Annotated in this window: 11 protein-coding genes and 1 pseudogene; 9 read left to right on the forward strand and 3 right to left on the reverse strand. The window is 72.1% G+C overall.

The window, feature by feature from the left end; translation table 11 throughout:
* From WMI84_RS15290 to WMI84_RS15315, 6 genes and pseudogenes are all read left to right on the forward strand, one after another.
* A pseudogene (locus WMI84_RS15290) lies at positions 1–181 on the forward strand (sulfate adenylyltransferase small subunit); the annotation flags it as partial.
* Positions 182–254: 73 nt separating this feature from the next.
* Entirely contained in the window at positions 255–1,634 is a 1,380-nt protein-coding gene (locus WMI84_RS15295) for a GTP-binding protein (RefSeq protein WP_347354636.1), read from the forward strand.
* Positions 1,631–2,851, forward strand: coding sequence for a uroporphyrinogen-III C-methyltransferase (gene cobA, locus WMI84_RS15300; protein ID WP_347354637.1), 1,221 nt, complete (start codon positions 1,631–1,633; stop codon positions 2,849–2,851). Before WMI84_RS15295 ends, cobA begins: the two co-directional genes overlap by 4 nt.
* A complete protein-coding gene (locus WMI84_RS15305; RefSeq protein ID WP_347354638.1) occupies positions 2,848–3,783 on the forward strand; it encodes a sulfite exporter TauE/SafE family protein in 936 nt (311 codons plus the stop codon). The genes cobA and WMI84_RS15305 overlap by 4 nt, the downstream gene beginning before the upstream one ends.
* Before the next feature lie 124 nt (positions 3,784–3,907).
* On the forward strand, positions 3,908–4,312 hold the full coding sequence (locus tag WMI84_RS15310; protein ID WP_347354639.1) for a hypothetical protein: 405 nt from the start codon (positions 3,908–3,910) through the stop codon (positions 4,310–4,312).
* Positions 4,309–5,271 (forward strand): FAD:protein FMN transferase, encoded by a 963-nt coding sequence (locus WMI84_RS15315; protein ID WP_347354640.1) that lies wholly within the window; start codon positions 4,309–4,311, stop codon positions 5,269–5,271. Before WMI84_RS15310 ends, WMI84_RS15315 begins: the two co-directional genes overlap by 4 nt.
* Here the strand turns inward: WMI84_RS15315 and WMI84_RS15320 are convergent.
* Positions 5,219–5,509 (reverse strand): hypothetical protein, encoded by a 291-nt coding sequence (locus WMI84_RS15320; RefSeq protein WP_347354641.1) that lies wholly within the window; start codon positions 5,507–5,509, stop codon positions 5,219–5,221. The genes WMI84_RS15315 and WMI84_RS15320 overlap by 53 nt on opposite strands.
* 123 nt (positions 5,510–5,632) lie before the next feature.
* On the opposite strand from WMI84_RS15320, the gene WMI84_RS15325 reads away from it, so the two are divergent.
* From WMI84_RS15325 to WMI84_RS15335, 3 genes are read left to right on the forward strand one after another with little or no spacing between them, the layout of a single operon-like run.
* Entirely contained in the window at positions 5,633–5,830 is a 198-nt protein-coding gene (locus tag WMI84_RS15325) for a hypothetical protein (RefSeq protein ID WP_347354642.1), read from the forward strand.
* Positions 5,827–6,936 carry an NADH-ubiquinone oxidoreductase-F iron-sulfur binding region domain-containing protein gene (locus WMI84_RS15330; RefSeq protein ID WP_347354643.1) on the forward strand — a complete coding sequence of 370 codons (1,110 nt, stop codon included), beginning with the start codon at positions 5,827–5,829 and terminating at the stop codon, positions 6,934–6,936. The genes WMI84_RS15325 and WMI84_RS15330 overlap by 4 nt, the downstream gene beginning before the upstream one ends.
* The gene (locus WMI84_RS15335; RefSeq protein WP_347354644.1) at positions 6,920–7,165 is read left to right on the forward strand and encodes a ferredoxin; all 246 of its coding nucleotides are present in this window, start codon (positions 6,920–6,922) and stop codon (positions 7,163–7,165) included. Before WMI84_RS15330 ends, WMI84_RS15335 begins: the two co-directional genes overlap by 17 nt.
* Positions 7,166–7,190: 25 nt before the next feature.
* Here WMI84_RS15335 and WMI84_RS15340 read toward each other — a convergent pair whose 3' ends face one another.
* Positions 7,191–7,841, reverse strand: a complete 651-nt coding sequence (locus tag WMI84_RS15340; RefSeq protein ID WP_347354645.1) for a vWA domain-containing protein — start codon at positions 7,839–7,841, stop codon at positions 7,191–7,193.
* Between the two features lie 40 nt (positions 7,842–7,881).
* The gene (locus tag WMI84_RS15345) at positions 7,882–8,283 is read right to left on the reverse strand and encodes a hypothetical protein (RefSeq protein ID WP_347354646.1); all 402 of its coding nucleotides are present in this window, start codon (positions 8,281–8,283) and stop codon (positions 7,882–7,884) included.
* Positions 8,284–8,324 lie beyond the last annotated feature (41 nt).

Here is an 8,324-nt window from a genome sequence, read left to right on the forward strand (position 1 = left end):
GCGGTACCGGACCGTCGGGGACATGTCCTGCACCGGGGCGGTCGAGTCCGCCGCCGCGACGAACGCCGAGATCGTCCTCGAGGTCGCCGCGTCGACGCTCACCGAGCGGGGCGCGACCCGCGCCGACGACCGGATCTCGGAGGCCGCCATGGAGGACCGGAAGAAGGAGGGGTACTTCTGAGCTCCCCACGAAGTTCTCCGCTCGTCCCTCGCTCCGATACTTCGCGGGGGCCCCATGACAAGGACACCTTGAGATGACCATCCTCACCGCCAGCCCGTATGCCGCCGAGCTGGGTCAGCACGGCCTGTTGCGCCTCGCGACGGCCGGGTCCGTCGACGACGGCAAGTCGACCCTCGTGGGGCGACTGCTCCACGACACCAAGTCGGTCCTGTCCGACCAGCTCGCCGCGGTCGAGCGCGTGTCCCGGGAGCGGGGCCTGACGGCCGCGGACCTCGCGCTGCTCACCGACGGCCTGCGCGCCGAGCGCGAACAGGGCATCACCATCGACGTCGCGTACCGCTACTTTGCTACCGCCACAAGGTCGTTCGTGCTCGCCGACTGCCCCGGCCACGTCCAGTACACCCGCAACACCGTGACCGGATCGTCGACCGCGGACGTCATCGTCCTGCTCATCGACGCCCGAAAGGGGGTCCTCGAGCAGACTCGGCGACACCTGGCCGTCGCCGCACTCCTCCGCGTCCCGCACGTCGTCTTCGCGGTCAACAAGATCGACCTCGTCGACTTCTCCGAGTCGGTCTTCCGCGCGGTCGAGTCGCAGCTGCAGACCGTGGCCCACGACCTCGGCGTGACCGGTGCCCGGGCGATCCCGGTCTCGGCGCTCGACGGGGACAACGTCGCCGCGCGGTCCTCGCGCACCCCGTGGTACGCCGGTCCGGCGCTGCTCGAGCTCCTCGAGACCCTGCCTGCGTCGGCCGAGGTGGTGACAGGGTCGTTCCGTCTCCCGGTCCAGCTCGTCCTCCGGCCGCAGGCCGCGGCCCGGGAGCAGGCCTGGCGGGACTACCGCGGCTACGCAGGGCAGGTCGCCTCAGGTTCCGTGAGGGTCGGTGACGAGGTCGTCGTGCTGCCGTCGGGCCTGCGCACCAGCGTGACCGGGATCGCGGTCGGTGAGCGCCGGCTCGACGAAGCGGTGGCACGGCAGTCGGTGACCGTCCAGCTCGCGGACGACCTTGACGTCTCCCGGGGGGACGTCATCGTCTCGGCGCACGACGTGCCGGCGTCCACCCAGGACGTCGCGGCGTTCGTCTGCTGGCTCGGGGAGACGCCGTTGCGACCCGGCGCACGCGCCCTCGTCAAGCACGGCGCCCGCACGGTCCAGGCGGTCGTGCGCACCATCGAGGGCCGGCTCGACCTCGACGCACTGCACTCCGTCCCGGCAGAGTCGTTGTCCCTCAACGACATCGGCCACGTCACCCTGCGTCTCGCGCAGCCCCTGCCGATCGAGGCCTATGCCGTGTCGCGCCCGGGTGGCGCCTTCCTGCTCATCGACGGGCACGACGGTGCCACGCTCGCCGCCGGCATGGCTCGCCGCCGCTCCACCGTCGAGGAGCCACGTGCCGTCCGCGGGCCACTCGCCGCCCAAGGGCCAGTTCTCGCAGAAGGGCCACGCCCGTGACCCGCTCGGCGTTCCCAGTGGTCCTCGACCTCGCCGGCCGCCGGGTCGTCGCGGTCGGCGGCGGCCCGGTCTCCGCACGCCGGGTCCGCGCCCTCGTCGCCGAGTCGGCCGACGTCACCGTCATCGCGCCCTACGTGTGCGAGGACCTCCACGACCTCGTCCGCAGCGGCGACATCACCTGGCTGGCTCGCGACTACGGGGGTGCGCGCGACCTCGACGGCGCCTGGCTCGTGCACACCGCGACCGGCGACCCGATCACCGACCGCGCCGTCCGCGAGGACGCCGACGCGGCCCGGACCTGGTGCGTCGACGCGACCGACGCCGACGCCACCCGGGCGAGTGTCCCCGCCCGCACGGACGTGACCACCCCGGACGGCCGGGTCACCATCTCGACGTATGCCGCCGGCGACCCGCGTCGCGCCAGCGGGGTCACCGACGCGGTCGCCATCGCAGTCGCTACCGGGCGAATCGACCTGCGCCGCAGGCGAGCTCGGTCGGGAATCGGCTGGGTCGCGCTCGTCGGCGGAGGCCCGGGCGCCGATGGGCTCCTGACGGCCCGCGGACACGAGCTGGTCCGCTCCGCGGACGTCGTCGTCGTCGACCGCCTCGCACCCCGCACCGTGGTCGACCGACTCCCCGACTCGGTCGAGGTCATCGACGTCGGCAAGACACCGGGCCACCACCCGATCCCGCAGGAGCGGATCAACGAGATCCTCGTCGAGCAGGCCCTGCTCGGACGCGCGGTCGTCCGGCTCAAGGGCGGCGACCCCTACGTTCTCGGCCGGGGCGGCGAGGAACGGCTCGCCTGCGAGGCGGCCGGTGTCCCGGTGGAGGTCGTGCCGGGCGTGACGAGCGCGGTCTCCGTCCCAGCGGCGGCCGGCATCCCGGTGACCCATCGTGGGCTCGCCCGCGCCTTCAGCGTCGTGACTGGCCACGACGAGATCCCTTCGCTGCCAACCGGTTCCGACCACACACTCGTCCTGCTCATGGGTGTGGGGCGGCTCCACGAGACCGCCGCGCTGCTCGTCGCGAACGGACGTGAGCGGCATACCCCCGTTGCTGTCGTCGAGCGGGGCTGGACGCCCACGCAGCGGACGACGGTGGGCACGCTCGACACGATCGCCGTGCTCGCCGCGGCACGCGGCGTCGAGAGCCCGGCCGTCATCGTCGTCGGTGACGTCGTGCGCCTCGCGCACGAGTGGGAGGAGGTCGCGTGAGCACGCTGCTGCTCGTCGGTGTCGTCGGGTTCTTCGCGCAGTTCGTCGACGGTGCCCTCGGCATGGGGTATGGCGCCACGTCGTCCTCGCTGCTGCTGACCCTGGGCCTGACCCCGGCCCTCGCGAGCGCCTCGGTCCACCTCGCGGAGCTCGGCACGAACGTCGCGTCCGGCGTCTCGCACTGGCGCCTCGGCAACGTCGACCGTCGCCTGGTGCTCCGCCTCGGCGTGCCCGGTGCGGTGGGGGCCTTCCTCGGCGCCACCCTGCTGGTGCACCTGTCCACTGCCGCTGCCGCGCCGGTGATGGCCGGCGTCCTGCTCGTCCTCGGTGTCTATGTGCTGGCCCGGTTCGCGCTGCGGCCACCTCCGGTCGCCAGTGCCCGGGTCTCCCCGCACCGCAGTCGGTTCCTCGTCCCGCTCGGGTTCGTCGGCGGCTTCGTCGACGCGACCGGTGGTGGTGGCTGGGGGCCGGTCTCGACGACCACGCTGTTGTCGGCCGGGCGTACGGCGCCACGCACCGTCGTGGGCTCGGTCGACACCTCGGAGTTCCTCGTGACCGCCGCGGCGAGCGTCGCGTTCCTCGTCGGCCTGGGGACATCCGGCATCCACTTCGGCTACGTGCTGGTGCTGCTGGGTGGTGGACTCGTGGCGGCGCCCGCAGCCGCCTGGCTCGTCAGCCGCCTGCCCGCGCCCGTGCTCGGCACCGGCGTCGGCGGCCTCATCGTCGTGACGAACCTCCGGACCCTGCTCGAGGCGGCCGGGGCATCCGTCGATGTCCGCCAGGTGGCCTACCTCGTCGTCGCGGCGACCTGGGCGTCGCTCGTCACCGCCGCCGCCATGCGCCAGCAGGTCACGGGCCATCCCGAACCCAGGCGCGCGGGCCCACGCCAGGACCACCCGAAGGCCGCGAACGGGCAGCCCGTCGCCTCCTAGCCGATTCACAGCAACGCGGACCAGCTCTGATACCTCCTGCTCAGGTTCACGGGTAATCGTTGAAGAACGAACCACCCCCAGAGGAGGAACCATGGGACTGTCCGCACTCAGTCGAGCGCGCTCCTTGACGGTCGGCATCCTGTCCGCGAGCACCGCGGTGACCGGCTTTCTCGGCGTCCACCTCGCCCAGGACCATGCAGCCTCCGTAGCGGCAGCGACGTCGACAACCACCAGCTCCACCAGCTCGCAGACGCAGCAGACGCAGCAACAGGACGGCCAGAGCTCGACCAAGGCAGACAGGCACTCCCACGACGACGAGAACGACCACGACGGCGCGTCGACCCTTTTCGGTGGCGACGACGAAGGCGACGACGACGGTGGCCAAGCGGTCCAGAACAACGGCCAGAGCAACCAGAACAACCAGGTCACCCAGTCCAACCAGAACGCACCCAGCCAGAACGGCTCCAGCTCGTCCGGCTCGCTCGCGCCCGGCTCGGGCGTGCCCCAAGTCACGACGCACGGATCATGAGCCGCGACCCCGTTGCCGAACCGCTCCTCGGCAGGGCCACGTTCCGGGCGATCAGCTCGGTCCACACGATCGTCGCGACCGATCCGACGGCCGCCGCGCCGGCCGCGCGCGTCGCGCAGGACTACCTCGCCGCGCTCGACCAGGCCGTCTCGCGCTTCCGCCCCGACTCCGAGGTGTCGCTCCTCGCCGCGCGGGCTCGGCGAGGACCGGCGTCCGCCTTCGTCTCCCCGATCTTCGCCGACCACCTCCAGACGGCGCTGCGGATGGCGCGGGCCACCGGAGGGCTCGTCGACCCGACCATCGGTGCGGCCGTCGTCGCGAGCGGCTACGACGCGGACATCGACGCCGTCCGAGCCCGCCGCTTCCCGCATCCCGACACCCGCCGTGCCGCCGTGCCCGGCTGGGGTTCGGTCCACTTCTCCGCCGCCACGCGGCGGGTGACCGTCCGGCGCGGCACCCTCCTCGACCTCGGGGCGACCGCGAAGGCGTATGCCGCTGACGTCCTTGCCGCCCTCCTGCCGGCTCAGCTGCCCGGCGGGTTCCTCGTCGACCTCGGTGGCGACATCGCCATCGCCGGTGAGACCCCACCCGCCGGGTGGCAGATCGGGATCGAGGACGCCCGCGGCCAGATCCTCCAGGTGGTCGCCTCGACCGGCCAGGCGGTGGCGACCTCGTCGACCCAGCTGCGCCGATGGACCTCGACGAGCGGCGAACGCCACCACATCGTCGACCCCCGCACCGGTCTGACCGCCGGGGCCACCTGGGCGCAAGTCACCTGCACGGCCCCCACCGCGGTCGAGGCGAACGCCGCCGCCACCGCGGCGATCGTGCTCGGTCCGGACGCGCCGGCATGGCTCGAGCGCCAGGGCTTCGCCGCCCGGCTCGACTCCGTCGACGGCCGGACCGTCATGACTCCGGGTTGGCCACGTCCCCACCTCGAGCACCGGACCGCATCGTGAACGAGCTGCTCTGGTACACGTCACGTGCCACCGGCACACTGAGCATCGTCCTGCTCACCGCCGTCGTCATCATGGGCGTCGTCATGTCAGGTCGGGGTGCGCGCACCACGGAGGGGGCGACGATCGCGATGGCGCTCCACCGGTGGCTGTCCCTCGGCATGACCATCTTCATCCTCGTGCACGTCGCGACCGCCGTCGTCGAGACCTTCGTGTCGATCGACCTCATCGCCGCGTTCATCCCCTTCACCTCCGGCTACGAGCCGTTCTGGATGGGGCTCGGCACCATCGCGTTCGACATCGGCATCGCCGTCGTCGTCACGTCACTGCTCCGCGACGGCTCTCCGACCGGGTCTGGCGCGTCGTGCACTGGGCGGCATACGGGCTCTGGCCGCTGTCGATCCTCCACAGCTTCATGCTCGGCACGGCGGACGAGCCGATCCTGCGCCTCACGACCGTCGCCTGCGCAGTCGCTGGAGTCGTCGCGATCCTCTGGCGCACCGGCGCCTCCCACCACGACAGCGACCGACGACGCCATGTCGCCTCCCAGGAGTGGTCATGAGCGAGACCCTTGCGCTGCTCCTTCGCGACGCAGGCCTCACCGGTCGGGGCGGCGCCGGCTTCCCGACCGCTGTCAAGCTCCAGGCCGCACTCGAGCACCATGCACGTCTCATCGTCAACGCCTGTGACGGCGAGATCGGCGCCGCCAAGGACGGCTGGGTCGTCGAGCACCATCTCGACGAGCTCGTCCACGGCGCAAGGCTGCTCAGTCCTCGTCGCACCTCCACCATCCGGTATGCCGCTCACCGCGGTTCCCCGACCGCGCACCGTCTGCGCGGGGCCGGCCTCTCCGTCCTCGAAGTACCCGCACGGTATGTCTCCTCAGAGGAGTCGTCGCTCATCTCGCTCGCCCAGGGTGGTCTTGCGCGGCCGATGACGAAGCGAACCCCGTTCGTCCAGGGCGGCCGGGACTCCTCGGGCCGGCGGATCAGCCCGACCGTCGTCCTCAACGCCGAGACGGTATGGCGCGTGGCCCAGCTCGCGGACCGCGGAGCGGGGTGGTTGCGCTCGTTCGGCACGGCCGACGAGCCGGGGCCGCGACTGGTCAGCGTGAACGGGTCGGCGGCTCGGGGAGCCGTCCTGGACACGGAGGCGGGTGTGCCTCTGACGGACCTGCTCGCAGTGGTCGGCGGTGTGCCGGACGATGTCGAGGCGATCCTGGTCGGTGGTCTGGGCGGCAGCTTCGTTCCCGCCGGCGCGGTCCCGAGCTTGACCTGGTCCACCGCCGACCTGTCGCGGTTCGGCGCCGGGACCGGCCCGGGGGTCGTCGAGGTCGTCGCGCCCAGCGAGTGCCCGGTCGCCTTCGTCGACCGGTTCCTGACGTACGCGGCGGGGGAGTCGGCGGGCCAGTGCGGCCCGTGCATGTTCGGCGTGCCGGCGCTCGCAGCGGACTGGCGCGCCTTCGCGGAACGCCCGAGCGCCGCACTGCTCCAGAGCATCTCGGCCCGGGCCGGTCTGCTGCCCGGCAGAGGTGCCTGTCGGTTCCCTGACGGGGTGGGTCGCTTCGCCGCCTCGGCGCTGACCGTCTACCGCGAGCACCTCGAAGGGCACGTCGTCGGCTACTGCCTCGAACCGAGAGGAAGGATGGCCGATGTCCTCCCGAGCTGAGTCGGCCACGCGCCGCGCCCTCGAGGCCGCCGACGGCGCAGCGGTCGAGCTGCGCATCGACCGCGTCGCGTGCACCGGCCACGGAGTCTGCGCCGCGGTCCTGCCGCGCAACATCGAGCTCGACGAGTGGGGCTACCCGATCGTGCGGGACCCGATGGTCACGGCCCAGGATGCCGCGACGGCGATCAAGCTCTGCCCGGCCATGGCCATCTACCGCGCGACCCCGTGAGTGGCTGCGAGGGCGTCGGCCCGAACTACTCGGCCGCGCCGCGCTGCTCCTGCGAATAGGTGAGCAGCTCATCGATCTCCTCGCGGCTGGCGCCCCGCGCCGCGGCCGCACGGGTGCGACTGATGTTCGTCGAGGTCGCCGTCATCGCGGCAGCGACGCGGCCGCGCGCATACGTCATGGAGTTCGCGGCGCTGACACCGAGGCCCGCACCGACCTCGATCGCGTCCTGGTCGGCGCCCATGTAGAGGAAGTGCCAGCTGTAGTCGTTGGTCTGCTGCTCGATGAGCGCCTTGATCTGCGGGCGGGTCAGCTCGCGTGAGGCCTTCTCGTAGCCGTCGGTCATGATGCCGACGATGACGGTCCCCGGCCGCGCCTCCTCGGGCAGCGCGGCGAGCCGGGCACCTGCCTCGCCCACGAGGCGCCCGATCGAGTCGAGCAGCGCGGTGGACCCACGCGGGTGCAGCTGCAGCGGCGGCACCTCGGCGACCGGGAGGTCGCGATAGACCTCTTCGTACTCGGTGTCGAACTGCGCCAGCGTGACCCGGCACTGGCCCGGCGCTCGGCGCTGCTCCTCGATGAAGGCGTCGAAGCCGCCCTCCGTGTCGGTCTTGATCGACTGCATCGAGCCGGATCGGTCGAGCAGGAAGTAGATGTGGGTCAGGCTCGGGTCGGTCATCGTGAATCCCCTTGTGGTTCGGCCGGCGCAGCGGTCCGCGTCAGGTGGTCCGTCGCGCCCGGAAGCGCAACGGCGTCGGTGTGTCCTCGCGGTCGGACGTGCGGTGCCGCCCCTCCTCGAGGTCGTAGCGGGCCCGCTCGACTCCCGCTGCGGTCACGCGACCAGAATCAGACTGGTATGCCGCCAGCAGCCTGGTGCGCGCCAGGCGCGGTCCCACGGCGTTCTCGGTGAGCCCTGCGAGCTGACCGGCCGCCCTGATGGTCGCACCCTCGGTCGTCACCGCGACGGCCATCGCCTCGTCGAGCGCCCGGGTCACCTGCTGCTGTGCCTCACGGAGCAGCGGCAGGGCCGCAACGGGTGCGGCGGCGTCGACACGGTCGAGCGCCGAGCGGGCAGCGTGGACCGACTCGGAGATCGACGTGTGATCAACGGTACGAGTCATGCCTCGATCCTAACCGCACTTACTGCGGCACTGCAATAACT

Source organism: Intrasporangium sp., from assembly GCF_039812505.1.
Lineage (GTDB): Bacteria > Actinomycetota > Actinomycetes > Actinomycetales > Dermatophilaceae > Intrasporangium_A.